Annotated in this window: 18 protein-coding genes and 1 pseudogene; 12 read left to right on the top strand and 7 right to left on the bottom strand. The window is 69.7% G+C overall.

What is annotated here, in order from left to right:
* Nucleotides 1–452 precede the first annotated feature (452 nt).
* The 6 genes and pseudogenes from ASC56_RS42430 to ASC56_RS33365 form a co-directional block, all read left to right on the top strand.
* A pseudogene (locus tag ASC56_RS42430) lies at nt 453–794 on the top strand (helix-turn-helix transcriptional regulator); the annotation flags it as partial.
* 123 nt (nt 795–917) lie between these two features.
* Nucleotides 918–1,184, top strand: coding sequence for a hypothetical protein (locus ASC56_RS42425; RefSeq protein WP_234377178.1), 267 nt, complete (start codon nt 918–920; stop codon nt 1,182–1,184).
* Between the two features lie 125 nt (nt 1,185–1,309).
* Nucleotides 1,310–2,026 (top strand): ABC transporter ATP-binding protein, encoded by a 717-nt coding sequence (locus ASC56_RS33380; RefSeq protein ID WP_055495333.1) that lies wholly within the window; start codon nt 1,310–1,312, stop codon nt 2,024–2,026.
* Nucleotides 2,023–3,549: a hypothetical protein gene (locus ASC56_RS33375; protein WP_055495332.1), complete on the top strand. Its 1,527-nt coding sequence runs from the start codon at nt 2,023–2,025 to the stop codon at nt 3,547–3,549. The genes ASC56_RS33380 and ASC56_RS33375 overlap by 4 nt, the downstream gene beginning before the upstream one ends.
* A complete protein-coding gene (locus tag ASC56_RS33370; RefSeq protein WP_055495331.1) occupies nt 3,497–3,766 on the top strand; it encodes a hypothetical protein in 270 nt (89 codons plus the stop codon). The genes ASC56_RS33375 and ASC56_RS33370 overlap by 53 nt, the downstream gene beginning before the upstream one ends.
* 52 nt (nt 3,767–3,818) lie before the next feature.
* Nucleotides 3,819–4,292 (top strand): hypothetical protein, encoded by a 474-nt coding sequence (locus ASC56_RS33365; protein WP_055495330.1) that lies wholly within the window; start codon nt 3,819–3,821, stop codon nt 4,290–4,292.
* 225 nt (nt 4,293–4,517) lie between these two features.
* On the opposite strand, the gene ASC56_RS33360 is transcribed toward ASC56_RS33365, so the two are convergent.
* A complete protein-coding gene (locus ASC56_RS33360) occupies nt 4,518–5,351 on the bottom strand; it encodes a hypothetical protein (protein WP_055495329.1) in 834 nt (277 codons plus the stop codon).
* A 67-nt stretch (nt 5,352–5,418) separates the two neighbouring features.
* Nucleotides 5,419–6,474 (bottom strand): LacI family DNA-binding transcriptional regulator, encoded by a 1,056-nt coding sequence (locus ASC56_RS33355; RefSeq protein WP_055495328.1) that lies wholly within the window; start codon nt 6,472–6,474, stop codon nt 5,419–5,421.
* Between the two features lie 382 nt (nt 6,475–6,856).
* Here ASC56_RS33355 and ASC56_RS33350 point away from each other — a divergent pair, with 382 nt between their 5' ends.
* From ASC56_RS33350 to ASC56_RS33335, 4 genes are all read left to right on the top strand, one after another.
* On the top strand, nt 6,857–8,215 hold the full coding sequence (locus ASC56_RS33350) for an ABC transporter substrate-binding protein (protein ID WP_055495327.1): 1,359 nt from the start codon (nt 6,857–6,859) through the stop codon (nt 8,213–8,215).
* A gap of 5 nt (nt 8,216–8,220) precedes the next feature.
* A complete protein-coding gene (locus ASC56_RS33345; protein ID WP_055495347.1) occupies nt 8,221–9,231 on the top strand; it encodes a carbohydrate ABC transporter permease in 1,011 nt (336 codons plus the stop codon).
* Between the two features lie 12 nt (nt 9,232–9,243).
* Nucleotides 9,244–10,149 (top strand): carbohydrate ABC transporter permease, encoded by a 906-nt coding sequence (locus ASC56_RS33340; RefSeq protein ID WP_055495326.1) that lies wholly within the window; start codon nt 9,244–9,246, stop codon nt 10,147–10,149.
* A gap of 107 nt (nt 10,150–10,256) precedes the next feature.
* Nucleotides 10,257–11,693 (top strand): GH1 family beta-glucosidase, encoded by a 1,437-nt coding sequence (locus tag ASC56_RS33335; RefSeq protein ID WP_055495325.1) that lies wholly within the window; start codon nt 10,257–10,259, stop codon nt 11,691–11,693.
* A gap of 97 nt (nt 11,694–11,790) precedes the next feature.
* Here ASC56_RS33335 and ASC56_RS33330 read toward each other — a convergent pair whose 3' ends face one another.
* The 3 genes from ASC56_RS33330 to ASC56_RS33320 form a co-directional block, all read right to left on the bottom strand.
* Nucleotides 11,791–13,254 (bottom strand): cellulose binding domain-containing protein, encoded by a 1,464-nt coding sequence (locus tag ASC56_RS33330; RefSeq protein ID WP_055495324.1) that lies wholly within the window; start codon nt 13,252–13,254, stop codon nt 11,791–11,793.
* A gap of 110 nt (nt 13,255–13,364) precedes the next feature.
* On the bottom strand, nt 13,365–14,765 hold the full coding sequence (locus tag ASC56_RS33325; protein WP_055495323.1) for a HAMP domain-containing sensor histidine kinase: 1,401 nt from the start codon (nt 14,763–14,765) through the stop codon (nt 13,365–13,367).
* Nucleotides 14,762–15,466 carry a response regulator transcription factor gene (locus ASC56_RS33320; RefSeq protein ID WP_055495322.1) on the bottom strand — a complete coding sequence of 235 codons (705 nt, stop codon included), beginning with the start codon at nt 15,464–15,466 and terminating at the stop codon, nt 14,762–14,764. Before ASC56_RS33320 ends, ASC56_RS33325 begins: the two co-directional genes overlap by 4 nt.
* 131 nt (nt 15,467–15,597) lie before the next feature.
* Between ASC56_RS33320 and ASC56_RS33315 the strand changes: the two genes are divergently transcribed.
* On the top strand, nt 15,598–16,119 hold the full coding sequence (locus ASC56_RS33315; RefSeq protein ID WP_055495346.1) for a hypothetical protein: 522 nt from the start codon (nt 15,598–15,600) through the stop codon (nt 16,117–16,119).
* Between the two features lie 91 nt (nt 16,120–16,210).
* Here the strand turns inward: ASC56_RS33315 and ASC56_RS33310 are convergent, their stop codons facing one another.
* Both ASC56_RS33310 and ASC56_RS33305 read right to left on the bottom strand, forming a co-directional pair.
* Entirely contained in the window at nt 16,211–17,077 is an 867-nt protein-coding gene (locus ASC56_RS33310; protein WP_055495321.1) for a spermidine synthase, read from the bottom strand.
* A 100-nt stretch (nt 17,078–17,177) separates the two neighbouring features.
* Nucleotides 17,178–17,612, bottom strand: a complete 435-nt coding sequence (locus ASC56_RS33305; protein ID WP_234377177.1) for a hypothetical protein — start codon at nt 17,610–17,612, stop codon at nt 17,178–17,180.
* Between the two features lie 300 nt (nt 17,613–17,912).
* On the opposite strand from ASC56_RS33305, the gene ASC56_RS33300 reads away from it, so the two are divergent.
* A complete protein-coding gene (locus tag ASC56_RS33300) occupies nt 17,913–19,376 on the top strand; it encodes a hypothetical protein (protein ID WP_199836136.1) in 1,464 nt (487 codons plus the stop codon).
* The last annotated feature ends 1 nt before the right edge of the window (nt 19,377 follow it).

The raw sequence follows: 19,377 nt of genomic DNA, 5'->3' as shown, positions 1-19,377 counted from the left end.
CAGCGTCCTGGGAGCGTCAACGATCTCGGCGAGTGACATGGTGACCTTCGGCGGCCGGGGCCGAGCGGACTTCGTCGGGCGAGCAGCCGCACCCCCGCTTGGACGAGCCGCCGAAAGAAGCTCGTCTTGGGCGCCGGCACCTTGAGCGTGCACCGGACACCCACGGAGACCCGCGATGGTCACGATGAACCTCGAGAACCTGACACTCACCGACGCGTACGGCCACGGTTACAAGGTTTCGCCGTCACACTCCGGCGGTCAGGGGTGGAACCACACCATCGCACTTCAGCCAAGGCCGACACACCCAACACGACCTCAAAACGGTTCCGCTTCAAGGTAACTCATGCATGATTTACAAGCTTCCTGCCGATTCCGTCTGACCGAACCAACGGAATCGATTCACGCCACCCCGCCCGTAACCCCTTGCCCCACCGGTTGACGCTGTGACGACAATGCTCGCCGCGACCAGCGGCTCCGGAGGACCACCGGAGCATGACCAGTCGAACGATCGGGGGATCGCGTTGCCACGGGGGAACGAGCTTGACCCTGCCGTCAGACAGAACACCGAACATCAAGAGCGAGGGCACCATTACCGCCTGCTCGATGTACCGCGATGGGTGCTCGACGCAGACGTGTCCCTTCTGACCGTGCGTGAACGCGAGATCCTCCTCGCCCTGGGCGACTGCCTGGGGAATGCAGCCATAGCGGGCCGTTGCCACATCACAGAGCGAACGGTCAAGAAGCATGTCGCCAGCATCTTCGGCAAGCTGGAGATCTCGTCGCGGGCGGAAGCGGCCGTCATAGCAACTTGCCGGAAGCGTGAGCTCCAACCACACGGTGTCCCAGTGGACACTAGTACGATTTTCATGGGCATGCCACCTTCGGTGAAGCAGGAAACCCCGAACGGAGGAGAAGACATGTCCGTATCCACCTTGGTGCCGGAGTCCGTTGCGCACACGCACCGGATCACCTCGCGTGCCGTCGAGTCGGCGAAGGCCAAGGTCGACAGAGCGCTGGTCCGCTACGACGCCTGGTTCCTGGTGTTCATCGCGGTCATCATCGCCCTGGGCGCCACCCTGCTCGCCGGCATGGCGGTCTGGTGCGTCGTCTACAAGGGCAAGACGTTCACCGGCAACTGGCAGTACAAGGACTTCGGTCTGAAGGTCTACTTCGAGTGCAAGTAACGTGCGCCGCCAGGTAGCTGGCTGACGTCTTTCAGTACAGGTGCCCAGCCGGCCTGACCCGTGGACAACCCAGGCTGCCTGGGCACCCTCTGAATTGCCGGACTCAGCGAAAGACCAACGCGACCGTGACCCTCCTGGATGTCAAGAACGTCAGCTACTCCTACGACGGCATCGTCAACGTCCTTGCGGACGTGTCCTTCTCGGTCGAGGAAGGGACGATCGTCGGTCTTGTCGGCCCCAACGGATCCGGCAAGTCCACACTGATCAAGAACATCTTCGATCTTGTGCGTCTCCAGTCGGGAACCCTCCGGGTCGGCGGCCACGAGCACGCCTCCGCGCAGGCGAAGTCCCTGGGCATGTATCTGTCCAGCAACGACTACCTGCCGGAGTTCCTCACCGCCCGTGAATACGTCTCCCTGATGGGGGACTTGTTCCGTGTCCAGGTGGACCACGCCGAAGCCCGCGACCTGTTCCGCAAGTACTCGATGGAGGGACGCTACGACCACCTCATCGAGGACTACTCGCACGGCATGCGCAAGAAGACCCAGTTGGTCTGCGCGCTCGTCATGCGCCGACCGCTCACCGTGATCGACGAGACCCTCAACGGGATTGATCTCGAAGCACTCCACCTCAGCGAGCGGGAGTTCAGGCGCGTCCGCGACGAGGGCCGCTCCATCCTGCTGTGCACGCATGATTTCGCCGTCCTGGAACGGCTGGCCGACCGCATCGTCTTCCTCGACCTGGGGCACGTGGTGTACGACGAGTCGACGGAAGACCTGATTTCCGAGCATGGCTCGCTGGCCACGATGGTGTTCGACTACATCGGATCGGACGAGCGATGACCATTCGGCTGCGGCATTCCGCCGTCCTGGCCCGGATGCTCCTTGTCTTCTTCCGGCGCAGGGTGTTGAGAGTAGGGGTCCTGCGCTCCACCCCGGTGAGAGTGTTCGTGGTGTCGGTGGCCGGACTGCTCCTGGCCGCCATGTGCACCTCCGCCTACTTCTTCCTCAAGCCGTTGGCCGGCAACGCGGCCGTGTGGCGTCTGCTGTTCGACACCTCGACGGTCTCCCTCGTCCTGTGGGTGCAGATCGCGTTCCTTCTGGTGAAGGTGCTCTTCATCAACGCGGAGGGAATGCTCCAGCTGAGCTACCAACTGCCGGTGACCAACCGCGAACGCTCGGCGGCGTTCCTGATGTACGAGGCGACGATGACCGGGGTCGTGGCCGGCGCCGGTCTGATCTCCCTCACGGTGAGCGCCCTGCTCCTGCTCGGCCCATCCGCTGTCCCGTACATCACCGCGTCCGTCATCTTGCCCGTCGCCCTCACCTACCTCGCCCTGAGCGTCCTCTACCAACTGCTGACGCGGCTGTGGACCTTGATGAGGCTCAGGCGAATCTCCAACGTCCTATCGGTCCTTGCCCTGTTCGCGCTGCTGGCGGTCTACTCCGTCCAGATGACGGCGATGATCCCGGACATCAGCCAGGCGTACCTGCACAAGCAGAGTCGGCATGTGTGGGTCACATCGGTGTCCTGGGCGTGGCACAGGTACGGGGCCGTGCCGGCTTTCGCCGCGGCGATGCTCCTCGTGGTGGTACTCGTGGCCCTGACGCTCGCGCTCGCTCCGAACCAGCACGTTCGCCAGTCCCGCTACGTGAACGTTCGGGTCAGCAGCCGACTGAGCGGTGCTCTGGGCCCGTACGACTGGTGTCTGTTGCGTAGTTCGCAGACCGTGGCCGGTGCGACGATGGCCGTCGCCTTGTTCGTCTTCCTGCTCCTGCGGCCGTCGATGAACCCGGTGTGGAGCTTCACCGTCTTGTCCCTGGGTGGCTTGTACCAGTTCACCGCCACCCAGCCACTCAGACTACTACCCGGCGCCTCGGCCTCCGCTTGGTGGATCTACGGACGCCTGGTCAAGGCGCAAATCGTCCTGCTCGCCGTGTTCGCCGTACCCGGGCTCGCAACCACATTTGCCGTTGACCCGCACCTCTTTGCCCAGAGCGGGCCGGCTCTCTTGGGCTGTCTCGGCGGTGCGGTCATGACCACATGCATCAGCATCGTGTTTCCCGCAGAGAAGGACAATCCGTTCTCCGTGTTCCTCGGGCTTTCCGTGGTCGGAATTGTTCTGGCGGTGTCAGCCATCGGACTTGGCATGCTGAGTCTTCCACCGTGGGCGGTAATGGGATTCCTTGCCGGAGCATCCGCGTTGTTCGTCTGGTACGCGGTACAGGGAATTCAGACAAGCGAATCGAGGAGAAGAAATGAAGCAGGCACAGTCGGTCATGAGGTCCGTCGTCGGAGCCACCCTGCTGACCATGGTGACCGTGGTGGCGACGCTTCTGTACCTCATGTTCTCAACGGACAGTGACCATTCCGTCCACCGGGAAGCCCTGTTCGGGTCGTTGTTCTTCGATCAGAAGGAGAAGGCCGGCGGAGCGATCGGCGTCACCATGGGCGTGGCAAACCCCACGGCGCTGATCGTCATGTTCCTCGTGTTCGCCGTCGTCCTAACGTTCACCCAGATCACCTACCGGGGGTTGAAGCAGCGCCGTGAGCAGCTCATCAAGGAGATGGCAGGGAACTGAACCGAAGGTCTACGTCAGAGACGAACTTCAGATCCGCGCAGTCGTCGTAGCGGTGGCCGCCCAAGTGTGGCCGCTGCTGGCGTTTCTGAGTCTCCTCCTGGCGGCGGCGTTGGCCTATCTCGCGCGCTCGGGCGACCATGTGCCCGCCGAAATGGCGTGGGGACTGTTCAAACCGGCAACCCTGGGCCTTGTGGCTTCATTCGCCCTGCACGAGTCAGCCCACGCGATCGTCCTCAAACGCATTCGCTCGGTGACCCACATCGCGATCGACCGCACGGCATGGCGTACGTCAGTGATCCCTGAAGGAACCATGACGGCACGCCAGATGGCAGGTGTGGCCCTCGTCGGGCCCTGTTCATGCGTCATCGTCGGCTCCCTCCTCTGGCTCCCGGACCTGGACCGGCCCCTTGCCTGGTGGCACCTCGCCCACGCTGTGTTCCTGCTGCCCTGCTTCGGTGACGGCCGGGCCCTTCGCCACAGCCTCCGAACGGCGAGGAAACAGCAGCCCGGCTCGTCAGGGCCCTAGTGCTGCGACCGGAAAGGTTCACCGGCTCGCGGCGTCCGGCACGGCACCTCGCCGCGTTGTCGCATCGCCCGAGTACATCCAGTACGCGGGCGACGCTCCGCCTTGCGATGCACCGCACCGGACGCCGCGAGCTTCCCGGCAAACCTTTCCGGCCACAGCACTAGCTCGTCGTTGCCGCCATGCGCCGGTCAAGCGCGAGGGGAAGCCCGAGGTCAAGCCTCTGACTCAGCACGGCGCCATGGTGGCCGCCCCGGCCACCGCTCGCCACGCGTCCACGAACTCCCGTACGCTGCCGTACCGTTCACCGGGCACGGCCCGGGTGGCCCGGTGGGCCACGGCCAGCTGGCAGGGCGTCCCCCGCCAGGCTCGCTCCTCGTCCCCCGCGTCCAGCAGCAGCCGTACGGTTCGCCCCAGGGTGAACACGGTCGTACGGACGTCGACGACCGCCCCGCGCCGGAACTCCTCCGGCGCCATGAACCGCCGAGACCCCGGCAGCCGTTCCGCTTCCAGTACGAAGGGGCCCGGCCGGTACTCGTCCAGGTCGACCAGATGGACCGTCCGGCCGGCGAAGTCGTGGAGCAGGGAGCCGTCGTAGAAGTCGACGGCGACGTGCCCGGCCGCCTCCACCGCGAGGTGGGCGTCCAGAATCCGGTCGAGGACGCCGAGGACCTCGCGCACGGGCAGGGCGCGGAAGCGCGCCATGGGACTGCCCGGACTCGTACGGTCACCCCGGCCGCCCGCCACGGCGTGATACAGCACCTCGCCCTCCCGCCACGGCATCACCACGGCCGCCCCGTCCCCCGCCGCGATGCGATGGACCTGGGGCACGATCACCGGATGACGTACCGACCGGTGAAACGCCCAGGCACGCTCCAGCGAGCGCCGCGCGTCCCCGGTGACCGCCTGCTTGACGAACCACCGCTCGCCGCCGGGCAGCCGCACACCGTACGACGCACAGCCCGAGTCACGCTGCCCGAACACGCGGAAGACCACACCCACCCGCCGGAGGTACCCCTCCAGATCCGGGACGGAGTCGACGCCCAGCAACGGATGACTCATGACCGCCCTCACAGTCTCTGTCTACTCGCGACAGTCTCTGTCTGCTCGCGGCAGGGCTCCCGGCCCCTCAGGAGGAGTCCCGCGCCACCAGTTCCGTCGGCAGGACCACCCGGCGGGGGTCCAGGCCGCGTGAGACCGCCGGACGGCGGTCCGCTATCTCGTCCAGCAGCAGGTCGATCATCGCGCGGCCCATCTCCTCGATGGGCTGGCGCACGCTGGTCAGCGGCGGGTCCATATGGTGGGCGATCACCGAGTCGTCGTAGCCGACCAGCGCCACGTCGTCGGGTATGCGGCGGCCCGCCTCGCGCAGCACCTGGCGGGCGCCCGCCGCCATCACGTCCGACTCCGCGAACACCGCGTCCAGGGCCGGGCGACGGGCCAGGAGCTCTGTCATGGCCCGGCGGCCGCCCGTCTCGGTGAAGTCACCCGGCACGATCAGGGCCTCGTCCACCTCCCGGCCCGCGTCCCGCAGCGCGTCCCGGTAGCCGTCGATACGCCGCTGGGCGCCGTACACATCGAGGCGGCCGGTGATCGTGGCGATCCGCGTACGTCCCCGGGCCATCAGGTGCTCGACCGCCGAGCGGCCACCGCCGTAGTTGTCCGAGTCCACCGAGGGCAGCGTCTCGTGCTCCGAGCGCGGGCCGCTGATCACCGCCGGGATTCCCAGCTGGGCGAGGAGGTCCGGCAGCGGGTCGTCCGCGTGCACGGAGACCAGCAGGACGCCGTCCACCCGGTGCGCCGCCAGGTACTGAGCCAGCCTGCGGCGCTCACGGTCGCTGCCCGCGAAGATCAGAAGCAGCTGCATCTCCGTGTCCGACAACTCGGCGCCCACACCGCGCAGCATCTCCGAGAAGTACGGCTCCGAGAAGAAGCGGGTCTCCGGCTCGGGGACGACGAGGGCGATCGCGTCCGTTCGGTTGGCGGCGAGGGCCCGGGCCGCCGTGTTCGGCACATAGCCGAGCTCCGCGACCGCCGCCTCGACGGCCGCGCGCGTGGCGTCGCTGACCCGGGGCGAGCCGTTGATCACCCGGGAGACCGTGCCTCGGCCCACACCGGCCCGCGCGGCGACCTCCTCAAGAGTCGGCCGTCGGCTGCTCCGGCCCCGCGTTCCGTGGCCTGCCATGGGCCCCGCCTCCCGTCACACCCCGCGCTGCGCGCCTGGCCTGGAATCTAACAGCCGCGCCGCGAATCACCGCCTCGGCCCGATCGCCGGACAGGTCGGCATTGTCCACTGACGAGCCATCTCACCGGTGCCCGGCCTCCTCCAGCCATCCTCCCGCCGGATTCGCTAACAGGCCGATAACCGAAAGCAGCTCTCCTCGTCCGCTCCCTTGACACCCCCGTCCGGACCCACGACTCTTCAACACATCACTTGTGGGAGCGCTCCCACGGTACCTGACACATACACAACCCGCACGTTCCCCGCCCGAGCCGCAGCGAGAACACACGGGCCCAGCAAAGATGTTGGCCGGGGGGTCGGCACGTCAGGGCAACAGGAGGACGACATGCGAGCACGTACTCTCCCCCACTCTCGACTTCGCTCGAGCGGGGGGACCCTCATCGCCCACAGAGCGGTGGCTTATGCGGCCATCGCCGCCCTGGGCGCCGGGCTGCTGGCCGGTTGCGCCAAGGACAGCGGTGGGAGCAGCGGCAGTGACACGGGCGGCGGCAAGGGCAAGACGACGATCACGCTCGGCCTGTTCGGCACGTTCGGCTTCAAGGAGGCCGGGCTGTACGCGGAGTACGAGAAGCTCCACCCGGACATCAAGATCCAGGAGAACTCGATCGAGCGGAACGAGAACTACTACCCCGCTCTCGTCAACCACCTGACCACCGGCAGTGGTCTGCAGGACATCCAGGGCGTCGAAGTCAGCAACATCGCCGAGGTCGTCCAGACCCAGGCCTCGAAGCTGATGGACCTGTCGAAGGCGCCGGGCGTCTCCAAGAGCAACTGGCTGGACTGGAAGTGGCAGCAGGCCACCACCAAGGACGGCCAGACCATAGGGCTCGGCACCGACATCGGCCCGATGGTGATCTGCTACCGCAAGGACATGTTCCAGCAGGCCGGTCTGCCCACCGACCGCGAGGCGGTGGGCAAGCTGTGGGCCGGCAGCTGGGACAAGTTCGTCCAGGCCGGCGAGCAGTACAAGAAGAAGGCCCCGTCCGGCACCACCTTCATGGACTCTCCCGGTGGTCTGCTCAACGCCATGCTCGGCAGCCTGAGCGAGCGCTTCTACGACTCCTCCGGCAAGGTCGTCTACAAGACGAACCCGGCCGTCAAGAGCGCCTTCGACCTGACCTCCAAGGCCGCGCAGGAGGGGTTGGTCGGCAGCCAGACGCAGTTCCAGCCCGCCTGGGACCAGACCATCGCCAACAACAAGTTCGCCGCGATGTCCTGCCCGCCCTGGATGCTCGGCTACATCAAGGGCAAGTCGAAGGCGGACGCCGCCGGCAAGTGGGACGTGGCCGCGGCCCCCAAGGCCGGCAACTGGGGCGGCTCCTTCCTGGCCGTGCCCAAGAACGGCAAGCACACGTCGGAGGCGGCGAAGCTGGCCGCCTGGCTGACCGCGCCCGCCCAGCAGGCGAAGCTCTTCAGCGTGCAGGGCAGCTTCCCGAGCTCGCCGGCCGCGTACACCATGTCGGCGGTGACCGGCGCGAAGAACGAGATGACCGGTGACGCCCCGATCGGCACGATCTTCGCGGCGGCGGCCAGGACCAGCCCGGTCCAGATCATCGGCCCGAAGGACCAGATCATCCAGCAGGGCCTGACGGACAACGGGGTCATCCTCGTGACGAAGGGCAAGTCGCCCGCCGACGCCTGGACGACGGCCACCAAGACCATCGACAACAACCTGGAGAAGTGACCGGCATGGCCACCCGGCACGACACCGCCGCGCCCCCCGCGAAGGAGGGGGGCGCGGCCCCGGGGCGCCCGCCCGCCACGGTCACGGAGACGGAGCGGCGGCGCCGCGCCCGGCTCTCCCGCCGCTGGCAGCGGGACATGCGCTGGAGCCCGTACGCGTTCGTCTCGCCGTTCTTCCTGCTGTTCATCGCCTTCGGCCTGTTCCCGCTGATCTACACCGGCTGGGCCTCGCTGCACACGGTGGAGCTGACCGCGCCCACCGACATGCAGTGGGCGGGGCTGCGCAACTACACCAGGATCTTCGACGACGACTTCTTCTGGAACGCGGCGAAGAACACCCTGACCATCGGGATCATCTCGACGGTTCCGCAGCTGATGATGGCGCTGGGCCTCGCGCACATCCTCAACTACAAGCTGCGCGCCTCGATCTTCTACCGGGTCGTGATGCTGGCGCCGTACGCCACGTCGATCGCCGCGGCCTCGCTGGTCTTCGTCCTGCTGTTCGGCCGTGACTACGGCGTGATCAACTGGGCGCTGCACTTCGCCGGCATCGGCGGCATCGACTGGCAGAACGACAAGTGGCCCTCGCAGATCGCCGTCTCGACGATCATCGTCTGGCGCTGGACGGGCTACAACGCGCTGATCTATCTGGCCGCGATGCAGGCGATCCCGCAGGACCTGTACGAGTCGGCGGCCCTGGACGGCGCCTCGCGCTGGCGGCAGTTCGTCCATGTGACGCTGCCGCAGCTGCGCCCGACGATCCTGTTCACCTGTGTCGTGTCGACGATCGGCGCGAGCCAGGTCTTCGGCGAGCCGCTCCTGTTCGACGCGAACAAGGGCGCGTCGGGCGGCGCCGAGCACCAGTTCCAGACGCTCGGTCTCTATCTGTACGAGCAGGGCTGGGTGAACCAGCACCTGGGCCGCGCCTCCGCGATCGCCTGGACGATGTTCCTGATCCTCATCGTGATCGGGACCGTCAACTACGTCATCTCGCGCCGGCTGCGCGCCAGTAGTTAAGGAGACCCGGCCGTGACGACGACCCTGACGAAACCCTCCGACGCGGAGGCGAAGGAGCCGCGGCGCCTACGGCGGCCCAAGGCGGCCCGCGCGGGCGGGCAGGCGTACGCGGGCCCCGTCGCGTACACCGTGCTGATCCTGTTCTCGATCGGCTCGCTGTTCCCGCTGGTGTGGACGGCGATCGCCGCCTCCCGCGACAACAACCGGCTGGCGCAGACGCCGCCGCCGTTCTGGTTCGGCTCGAACCTCGCCCACAACCTCCAGATCGCCTGGACGGACGCCAATCTCGGCAAGGCGTTCTTCAACACGACGGTCGTGGCGGGGATTTCGGCGGCCACCGTCGTCTTCCTGTCGACGATCGCCGGGTTCGCCTTCGCCAAACTGCGCTTCAGGGGCCGTAACGCCCTGATGCTGATCGTCATCGGCACGATGATGGTGCCGCCGCAGCTGAGTGTGATCCCGCTGTACATGATGGTCGCCAAGCTCGACTGGACCGACCAGCTCCAGGCGGTGATCCTGCCGTCGATCGTGAGCGCGTTCGGGGTGTTCTTCATGCGGCAGTACCTGATGCAGGCGCTGCCCGACGAACTGATCGAGGCGGCCCGTGTGGACGGCGCGAGCAGCTGGCGCGTGGTGTGGAACGTGGTGTTCCCGGCGGCGCGGCCCGCGATGGCGGTCCTGGGCATGCTGATGTTCGTCCAGACATGGAACGACTTCCTGTGGCCGTTCCTGGTCCTGACCCAGAACGGCAACCCGACCGTGCAGGTCGCGCTGGCGGGCCTGGGCCGCGGCTACACCCCCGACCAGTCCCTGATCATGGCGGGCGCGCTGCTCGGCACGCTGCCGCTGCTGCTGGTCTTCGCGATCTTCGGCAAGCAGATCGTGGGCGGCATCATGCAGGGTGCCGTCAAGGGCTGACGCTCGCACGGGACATCGCTCACGGGGGCCGGGTCACCGCCGCCTCGGCCCCTTCCCTCCCCCTACCAACCCACCGGTCTCCACGGCCATTCGATGGGAGCGCTTCCATGCCTGAGTCCGACGCGTCCGTGACGCCTGTGACCTTTCCTCCCGCCTTCCTCTGGGGCGCGGCGACCTCCGCATACCAGATCGAGGGTGCGGTGCGGGAGGACGGCCGTACGCCCTCGATCTGGGACACCTTCAGCCATACGCCGGGCAAGACGGCCGGAGGTGAGACCGGTGACATCGCTGTCGACCACTACCACCGCTACCGCGAGGACGTCGCGCTGATGGCGGAGCTGGGCCTGACGGCCTACCGCTTCTCGGTCTCGTGGTCGCGTGTGCAGCCGACCGGCCGGGGGCCTGCGGTCCAGCGGGGCCTGGACTTCTACCGTCGGCTCGTGGACGAACTCCTCGCCCACGGCATCAAGCCGGCGATCACGCTCTACCACTGGGACCTGCCGCAGGAGCTGGAGGACGCGGGCGGCTGGCCGGAGCGGGACACCGCGTTCCGGTTCGCCGAGTACGCCCGGATCGTGGGCGAGGCACTGGGCGACCGTGTGGAGCAGTGGATCACCCTGAACGAGCCGTGGTGCAGCGCGTTCCTGGGCTACGGCTCGGGCGTGCACGCCCCGGGCCGTACGGATCCGGCCGCCTCACTGCGTGCGGCCCACCACCTCAACCTCGCCCACGGCCTGGGCGCTGCGGCCCTGAGGTCCGTGACACCGGCCCGCAGCGCGGTGGCGGTGAGCCTCAACTCGTCCGTGGTGCGGACGGCCTCACAGGACCCGGCGGACCTGGCTGCGGGACGGAAGATCGACGATCTGGCGAACGGTGTCTTCCACGGCCCCATGCTGTCCGGGGCGTACCCGGAGACGCTGTTCGCGGCGACCTCGTCGATCACGGACTGGTCGTACGTCCGGGACGCGGACCTGGAGACGATCCATCAGCCGCTGGACGCGCTGGGCCTCAACTACTACACCCCGACACTGGTGTCGGCGGCCACGGCGAAGGACGCGAGCGACCGGCGGGCGGACGGTCACGGTGCCAGCGCCTACTCCCCCTGGCCGGGCGCGGACGATGTGGCGTTCCATCACATCCCGGGCCACCGCACGGAGATGGGCTGGACGATCGACCCGAGCGGGCTGCACGAGCTGATCATGCGGTACACGCGAGAGGCTCCGGGCCTGCCGCTGTACGTGACGGAGAACGGCGCGGCGTACGACGACAAGCCGGATCCGGACGGCCAGGTCCACGACGCGGAGCGGATCGCGTATCTGCACGGGCATCTGTCGGCGGTGCGCCGCGCCATCGCGGACGGCGCCGACGTACGCGGGTACTACCTGTGGTCCCTGATGGACAACTTCGAGTGGGCCTACGGTTACGGGAAACGGTTCGGGGCGGTGTACGTGGACTACGCGACGCTGGCCCGCACGCCGAAGTCGAGCGCGCACTGGTACGGGCGCGCGGCGCGGACCGGCGTCCTGCCGCCGGTGGAGGGCTGACCGCCCGGGCTGCGGCACGGGGGGCGTCTTCGGCGGGCCCGGCCCCTTCTGATCGCGGGGGGCCGGGCCGTGGTCCACCTCTGGGCGCGGGCGCCGCCTACTTGAAGGCGCCGAACGCCTTCGAGAAGGCGAACGGGTCCTGGACGACCGAGCTGCACGTCGCGTCCGCGGTCGGCTTGGCGCCACCCGCGCACTGCTTGTCGCGCGTGGCCGACCACATCGACAGCCAGCCCAGGCCCTTGGACTTGGCGAAGTCCACCAGCTGGGTGGCGTCGTCGACCTTGAAGACCTCGCTGCTCACGTCGTTGACCCCGATCATCGGCGTGATGGCGACCGTCTTCCAGGCCGCGCTGTCGGAGAGCCCGAGCACGCTCTTGATCTGGGCCTGGGTGGCGGTGGCGGCCTGCTCGGCGTAGGTGCCCATGTCGCCGCTGTACGAGGCGCCGTAGTCCATCGCCATGATGTTGACGGCGGAGATCTTCACACCGTTGGACTTGGCGTTGGAGACCAGGTTCACGCCGTCCTGGGTCAGGCCCTCCGGCATGACCGGGAGCGTGAACGAGACGTCCAGGTCCGGGTGCTGCTGCTGGAGCTTGGCGATGGCCTGGGCGCGGCGGGTGTTCGCGGCGGTGTTCGGCAGCGCGCCGCCCTCGACGTCGAAGTCGACCTTCGTGAGCTTGTACGCGTCCACGGCCTTCCCGTACGCCGCCGCCAGCGCGTCCGCCGAGGAGCAGGTGGTGGCGAGCTCCGAACCGGAGGCCCCGCCGAAGGAGACACGGACGTCGCCGCCCTTGGCGCGCAGCGTGCCGATCTGCGCGGCCACTCCGTCGCTGCCGAGGTCGGTGACACCGCCCCACTTGGGCGTGCAGCCGCCGCCGTCGGTGACGAAGGCGAGGTTGTAGTCCTTCACTCCCGTGGCGTTGGCGGAGGCGACCAGGTCGAAGGCCGGGTAGAGGGACGTGTCGACGTACGGGGCGAAGCCGGCCCCGCTGGTCGTGCCGCTGCCCGTGGTCCGGGTGGCGGTGGGGGAGGGGGTGGAGGACGCCGTGGCGGTCGGGGTGGGGGTGGCCGTCGGGGTGGCCGTCGGGGTCGGGGACTGGGTCGGCCGGCCGCTCGGCTCCGGCGTCGCGCCGTCGTCGGCGGAACACTTCGCGCCGTCGATGAGACAGCCGGTCGGGTCGCCGGATCCGTTCACGACGAACCCGACGGTGACCGACTCGCCCTTCGCCAGTCCGCTCTTGTCCCAGGACGGCGGCTTCACGGTCACGTGCTGCCCGCTGACCGTCTGCGTGCCGTTCCACAGGGAGCTGAGCTTCGCGCCCGAGGGCAGGTCGAACTGCAGCGTCCAGTCGGCCTTGACGCTGCCGCTGTCGTTCGTGACGACGTACTGCGCGGTGTATCCCGTCGACCATGCGCTGGTCCTGGTGTACACGGCGCCCACGTCGGCGGCGTGGGCGGTGCCGGTGAGCACCATCGCGCCGCCGCCGACCACGGCCGCGGCGACGATGCCGCCTATCGCCTTGTTCCGACCGCCGACCCTGCGCCGGTGCGTACTGCTCATCGCGTGCCTGCCTTCGCTGCTCACGGGGGGTGGGATGCGGCAGCACGCTAGCGAGCCGGAACCGGGCAATCCGCCGTATCCGGGCGGGCGTCGAGGATCTTAGGGTGCGCTTAAGGAAGGGATCGGGGACGGTTAAAGGTAGAGACCAATGTGCCGCTCCGTCGGCGGCGCACCCGGTGCCCCCGCCGCACCGGAGCCCGCCGCCCGTCCAGCTGGAACCAGATGCGTACCTCGGTGCCGCCCAGCACCGAAGAGCCGATCCGTACGTCCCCTCCGGTGGACTCCGCGAGCCGGCGCACGATGTCCAGGCCCAGGCCCGTCGAGCCGTCGCTGCCCGAGCCGCGCCCCCGGGCCATCGCCGCCTCCGGGTCGGCGATCCCGGGCCCGGCGTCGGACACCAGCACGATCACCGCGTCCTCGCCGTTGTGCACGTCGACGGCGAACGCCGTGCCCTCCGCCGTGTGCCGGAAGACGTTCCCGAGCAGGGCGTCGAGCGCGGCCGCGAGATCGGCGCGGGCCACGGGTATGCGCACCGGCCGGTCGACTCCCGCCACCCGCCACTTGCGGCCCTCGTCCTCCGCGAGCGCCGACCAGAACTCCATGCGCTCGCGTACCACTTCGGCCGCGTCGCACCCACTGCCCGGCCCCGGTGCCGCAGTCTGCGGCTTCGCCTCCCGCGCCGTACGGATGATCGTGTCGACCTCGCGCTCCAGCTGCGCCACGGCCGCCCGTGTCTGGTCGGCGGCCGGGCCGTCTCCCAGTGAGGCCGCGTTCAGCCGCAGCACGGTCAGCGGCGTACGCAGCCGGTGGGACAGGTCCGCCGCCAGCTCCCGCTCGTTCGCCAGCAGTTCGACCACCTGGTCGGCCATCGAGTTGAACGCGACTGCCGCCAGGCGCAGTTCGGTCGGCCCCTCCTCCGGGACGCGCGCCCCGAGCTTCCCCTCGCCCAGTTCGTGCGCGCCCTCGACCAGGCGCTGGGCGGGCTGCACCATCCGTACGCCGAGCCGGTCGGCGACCGCCACCGAGCCGACGATCAGCGCGACGCCGACCCCGGCGAGCACCGCCCAGGCGGTGCCGACCCCGTTGGTCACCTCGGACTCGGGCACATACACCTCGACCACGGCGATCGCGCCCGAACTGAGCGCGGTGGGCTGGAGCAGCGTCGAGCCGCCCGCAACCACGGTGGTGGAGGCCCGGCCCAGTTCGCGAGTCATCGCGATGTCCTTGGCGGCGGCGCGCTGCCGGCCGATGTCGACCGCCCTCGTGCCGCCACCGGCCGGTATGTGCACCGCGATCCCGTCGCCGGAGCCCGCCGATGCGACGACCCGCTCCAACTGGTCGCGGTCGGTGGTGATGGACAGCGCGGGCGCGATCGCGGCGGCCTGCCGCTCCGCGTTGGAGAAGGCCCGGTCGCGCGCCATCTCCTTGATGACGAGCCCGAGCGGGACCGCGAAGGCGACCACGACCATGGTGGTCACCGCCACGCACACCTTGACCAGCGCCCATCTCATGGCAGCGGCTCCGCCCTCGGCGGTTCCAGCTTCACGCCGACGCCCCGCAGCGTGTGCAGATAGCGCGGCCTGGCCGCCGTCTCGCCCAGCTTCCGCCTGAGCCAGGAGAGATGGACATCGATGGTCTGGTCGTCCCCGTACGACTGCTGCCACACCTCGGACAGCAGTTCCCTGCGCGCTACCACGACGCCGGGACGGCCCGCGAGGAAGGCGAGCAGGTCGAACTCACGGCGAGTCAGGTCCAGCCGGGCACCGTCCAGTTCGGCATGCCGGCGCAGGGGGTCGATGGCGAGTCCGCCGACCCGGATGACCGGCGAGGGCGCGGCGTCCACGGCGGCGGCGCGGGAGCGACGCAGCACCGCCGCGATCCGTGCCGACAGGTGCTCCACCGAGAACGGCTTGGTCAGATAGTCGTCCGCGCCCGCGTTCAGCAGGCGGACGATCTCCGTCTCGTCGTCGCGCGCGGTGGCGATGATCACCGGTACGTCGGTGATGCCGCGCAGCATCTTCAGCGCCTCCGATCCGTCCAGGTCGGGCAGTCCGAGGTCGAGGATCACGACGTCGAAGGGGAGATGGGCGACCTCCCGCAGCGCCTCCAGAGCGGTGCCGACGCTGCGCACGGTGTGTCCGGCCTCGGTCAGATGCCTGATGAGCGCCGAGCGTACGAACTGGTCGTCCTCGACCACGAGCACACTTGCCATGGGCGGCACCGTACGCCATCCGCACACGCCGGTTCGGGGCCTGTGGACAACTCCCTTTGCGGCAATGGGACAAACGGAACTGTGTGCGACCCGTGAGACACCGGTGGGGCGCGTGAGGCAGTATGGCCGGGATGTTCAGAGGACTCGTACACGTACTGGCGTGGTCGCTCGCCACGGGCGCGGCGGTCACGCTGTCGTGGTGGGGTGTCCACACCGTCATGGCGGGGACGGCTTACGACCCGCCGCGCGCCCTGCCCATCACGGCGGGCGGCGCGACCACGCAGGGGACGACATCGCTCACGTCGTCGACGGAGCGGCCCGAGCCGTCGAGGAGCCCGAGCAGGAAGCCCGCGCCGAGCCCGACGCCGACGCCCTCCAGGACGGCCGTCGCGAGCCCGGGCCCCAGTCCCTCGCCCACCACGTCCCCGGCCGGGCAGGTCAGGAGTTACGACACCGGCGGCGGGCGGGTGGTCTTCGACCTCGGGGGGACGTACGCGACGCTGGTGTCGGCGACGCCGGGGCCGGGCTGGTCGATGCAGGTGTGGAAGACGGACACATGGATCCGTGTGGAGTTCACCTCGGGCACGCAGCGGGTCTCCGTGATCTGCACCTGGCACGACGGCCCGCCCCATGTGGAGATCGGGAACTACTAGGGCGCTGCTGACGGATCTCCGTGGGACAAGGAGCGGCGTCCGGTGCGTGCTCGCGGCCACGGATCGCGCGGTGGTCGCCGGGCGCGTCGGGTCAGCGGAAGACCGACGGGGGCGGCGCCGGTGACGCCACCGCCGCCGCGTCCGTGACCGCCGCCGCGCCGCCCGTGAAGTCGGTGAGCGCCCGGCCGTGCTCCACGCGTGCGGGGTGCGGGTCGGTGGCGGCGCGGCGGGTCAGTTCGGAGACCGGGAGGGGATGGGCGGAGGCGACCAGGACCGCGTTCCCGAAGCGCTTGCCGCGCAGGACGGCCGGGTCGGCGACCAGGGCGAGCTGCGGGAAGACGGCCGCGGCGGTCGAGATCTGGCCGCGCAGATGGGCGAGCGGCGGGCCGTCGGCGAGGTTGGCCGCGTACAGGCCACCGTCCCTCAGCGCCCTGCGCACCTCGGTGAGGAACTCGACCGAGGTCAAGTGGGCGGGGGTGCGTGCCCCACTGAACACATCAGCGATGACCAGATCCGCCCAGGCATCCGGCACCTTCGCGAGACCCTCGCGGGCGTCGGTGGAGCGCACCCGGATGCGGGCGTTCGGGTCCAGCGGCAGTGCGCGCCGCACGAGTTGGACGAGGGCCGCGTCGCGCTCGACGATCTGCTGGGTGGAGCGGGGGCGGGTGGCGGCGATGTAGCGCGCGAGAGTGAAGGCGCCCCCGCCGAGGTGCACGGCGTGCACAGGGCGGCCCGGTGGGGCGGCCAGGTCGATGACGTGGCCGAGGCGGCGCTGGTACTCGAAGGTGAGGTGCCCCGGGTCATCGAGGTCGACGTGCGACTGCGGGGCGCCGTCGATGAGGAGGGTCCAGGCGCGCGCCCGGTCCCGGTCGGGTATCAGCTGGGCGAGCCCGCCGTCGACCGCCTCGACGACGGCCTCGGCGGCCTGCCCCCGCCGCGCGTTGCGTGACCTGCCCATCCCGCCATTATCAGGGGGAACGCCGGTACCGTCCCATCGGCGGTCACCGGGAGGCGCCGACGCAGGTCAGCGGCGGGACCGCCCGGCCGGTGCGAGTCGTTCAGCGGCAGTTGTCCGCCGCCTCGATCAGGCGGGCCGCCTCCCCGAGGGCCTGGCGCAGCACCGCCGGGTCCGTGGCCAGTTCCGCCTCGCCGGGCGGGAGCAGCCAGCCCGTGCCCTCGACCGGGGGCTGCGGGGCGGCGAGGCTCATGCCGCGTCCGTCCGTCTGCGTGCACGTACTGCCCGGGACGTCCCATCCGTCCGCCGTGCCGGGCGGAACCAGGAAGCCAAGGGTGTCGCAGCCGTCGTCGTGCAGGACGAGCCCGACGCAGTCGCCCGCACCGCGGCGAAGGATGTCGACCGCCTCAAGGCCCTGCCGGGCCGGGACGGTCACGAGGTCGGGGGCCTGGTGCGGGGGTGCGCCGCACTCCGGGGCCGGCACGTGCCGAGCGGTCGACAGTTGCGTACGGAACTCGGTGCTCTGCGTGGTGTGCATCCCGGCCTCCAAAACGAACCCCTCCTCGACGTTGAGATGGGTCGGGAGTCCGGGGGGCTCCCGCTCCGCGAGGCTCAACGCGCCCGGACGTCAACGGCAACGGCACACCACCGCCGCAAAGGATGGCAGTTCATGGCAGATCACGCATGAGATATCCGGTTTGTAGCCAAACCTGGCATGACGGGCCTCGCGGGGAAGGTACGTTCTTGCCCCGCCGGACGCAGGGAACCAACTGGCACCACGCGGACAAGTCACCCTGATTCCGGCATGGTTCGACGGTTCGCACGAGAGGGCCCGGCCATGACCTCGTCCCAGTTCCCCCGGCCACCGCGGCCAAACCTCGCCTTCCGGCAGTTGCGCGGCCAGCGCTCGCCGGGCGAGTTCGCCGCGGCGGTGCGGCGCGCCGCACGCGAGATCGGCGAGCGGGTCAGCTGTGACGCGCGGTACATCGGGCGCGTGGAGGCCGGCGAGATCCGCTGCCCCAACTACGCCTACGAACGTGTGTTCCTGCACATGTTCCCCGGTCGCACGCTCGTGGACCTGGGGTTCGCACCCCGCTCCGCGGTACGCGGCCGTGGGGCGCGCACCGCCGACGAGGCGCCCCCCATGCACACCAACAGCCGTCCGCACGGCCCAGGTGAGACGCACGGGGCGTGTGAGACCTATGTAACACCAGACAGCTATGAGACGCACGAGTCGTACGGCACACACGCGTACGACGAACAGAACCACGAGGAGAGCGACGTGCAGCGTCGCGCATTCATGACCGGCGGCACCGTCACGGTGGCGGCCGCCTCCCTGGGCCCCTTCGGGCTCACCTTCGGCGGTCCGGCAGCGGCCGCCGGACGTCCCGTCCACCGCGCGGGCTCATCCGAGGCCGGCGCGCTCGAAGAGGCCGTACGCAAGATCCGCCTGCTCGACGACCGGCACGGCGCAGACGGGCTCTACCGGCGCGCCGCGGCCCCTCTCCGCACCGCGTACGCGCTGCTCGACGCGGGGACGACCCGGCAGACCGTCGCCGACCGGCTGTACTCGGGCGCGGGTGAACTCGCCATCTCGGTAGGGTGGTTGGCGCACGACTCGGGACGCTTCGACGACGCCCGCTCGCACTACGCGGAGGCGCTGGCGACGGCCCGGATGGCCGGGGACCCGGCCCTGGAGGCGCACGCGTTCTGCAACACGGCGTTCCTCGCGCGCGACGCGGGCCGCCCGCGGGAAGCCGTACGGGCGGCGCAGGCGGCGCAGCGCGCCGCGCGCCCGCTCGGCTCGCACCGCCTCATGTCGCTGCTCGCCCTGCGCGAGGCGGGCGGCTGGGCGGGGCTCGCGGACCGCGCGGGCTGCGAGCAGGCTCTGGCCCGCGCACAGGCCCTGTTCGAGCGCGGGGCGACGGACTCGGACCCCGAGTGGATGACCTTCTACGGCGAGGCCGAACTGGAAGGCCTGGAGGCGCAGTGCTGGTCGACCCTGGGCGACTGGCCGCGCGCCGCCCGGCACGCCCGGCGCGCCGCGCAGCTCCAGGACCCGCACTTCACCCGGAACATCGCCCTGTACACGGCGGAACTGGCGGACGACCTGGCGCGCGGCGGCCGGCCCGACGAGGCGGCCACGGCCGGCGAGCGCGTCCTGGATCTGCTGGACCAGGTCCAGTCGTCCCGGATCCAGACGATGCTGGCGGGCACGGCGAGGGTCCTCCTGCCGCACCGGCGCGCTGCGGGCGTGTCGGCGTTCCTGGACCGGCACGCGTCGCAGCCGCGCACGGCCTGAC

This window comes from Streptomyces sp. TP-A0356, from assembly GCF_001417775.1.
Lineage (GTDB): Bacteria > Actinomycetota > Actinomycetes > Streptomycetales > Streptomycetaceae > Streptomyces.
Note: the sequence above shows the minus strand (reverse complement) of the source record. Positions and strands in the feature narration are given on the sequence as shown.

What these genes read in the sequence shown, in the direction of transcription:
- ASC56_RS33370 (WP_055495331.1), top strand. Translation starts at nt 3,497, where the DNA reads ATGGTGACCGTGGTGGCGACGCTTCTGTACCTCATGTTCTCAACGGAC.
- ASC56_RS33355 (WP_055495328.1), bottom strand. Translation starts at nt 6,474, where the DNA reads ATGGCAGGCCACGGAACGCGGGGCCGGAGCAGCCGACGGCCGACTCTT.
- ASC56_RS33330 (WP_055495324.1), bottom strand. Translation starts at nt 13,254, where the DNA reads ATGAGCAGTACGCACCGGCGCAGGGTCGGCGGTCGGAACAAGGCGATA.
- ASC56_RS33300 (WP_199836136.1), top strand. Translation starts at nt 17,913, where the DNA reads ATGACCTCGTCCCAGTTCCCCCGGCCACCGCGGCCAAACCTCGCCTTC.
- ASC56_RS33375 (WP_055495332.1), top strand. Translation starts at nt 2,023, where the DNA reads ATGACCATTCGGCTGCGGCATTCCGCCGTCCTGGCCCGGATGCTCCTT.
- ASC56_RS33320 (WP_055495322.1), bottom strand. Translation starts at nt 15,466, where the DNA reads ATGGCAAGTGTGCTCGTGGTCGAGGACGACCAGTTCGTACGCTCGGCG.
- ASC56_RS42425 (WP_234377178.1), top strand. Translation starts at nt 918, where the DNA reads ATGTCCGTATCCACCTTGGTGCCGGAGTCCGTTGCGCACACGCACCGG.
- ASC56_RS33305 (WP_234377177.1), bottom strand. Translation starts at nt 17,612, where the DNA reads ATGCACACCACGCAGAGCACCGAGTTCCGTACGCAACTGTCGACCGCT.
- ASC56_RS33335 (WP_055495325.1), top strand. Translation starts at nt 10,257, where the DNA reads ATGCCTGAGTCCGACGCGTCCGTGACGCCTGTGACCTTTCCTCCCGCC.
- ASC56_RS33350 (WP_055495327.1), top strand. Translation starts at nt 6,857, where the DNA reads ATGCGAGCACGTACTCTCCCCCACTCTCGACTTCGCTCGAGCGGGGGG.
- ASC56_RS33325 (WP_055495323.1), bottom strand. Translation starts at nt 14,765, where the DNA reads ATGAGATGGGCGCTGGTCAAGGTGTGCGTGGCGGTGACCACCATGGTC.
- ASC56_RS33360 (WP_055495329.1), bottom strand. Translation starts at nt 5,351, where the DNA reads ATGAGTCATCCGTTGCTGGGCGTCGACTCCGTCCCGGATCTGGAGGGG.
- ASC56_RS33315 (WP_055495346.1), top strand. Translation starts at nt 15,598, where the DNA reads ATGTTCAGAGGACTCGTACACGTACTGGCGTGGTCGCTCGCCACGGGC.
- ASC56_RS33345 (WP_055495347.1), top strand. Translation starts at nt 8,221, where the DNA reads ATGGCCACCCGGCACGACACCGCCGCGCCCCCCGCGAAGGAGGGGGGC.
- ASC56_RS33310 (WP_055495321.1), bottom strand. Translation starts at nt 17,077, where the DNA reads ATGGGCAGGTCACGCAACGCGCGGCGGGGGCAGGCCGCCGAGGCCGTC.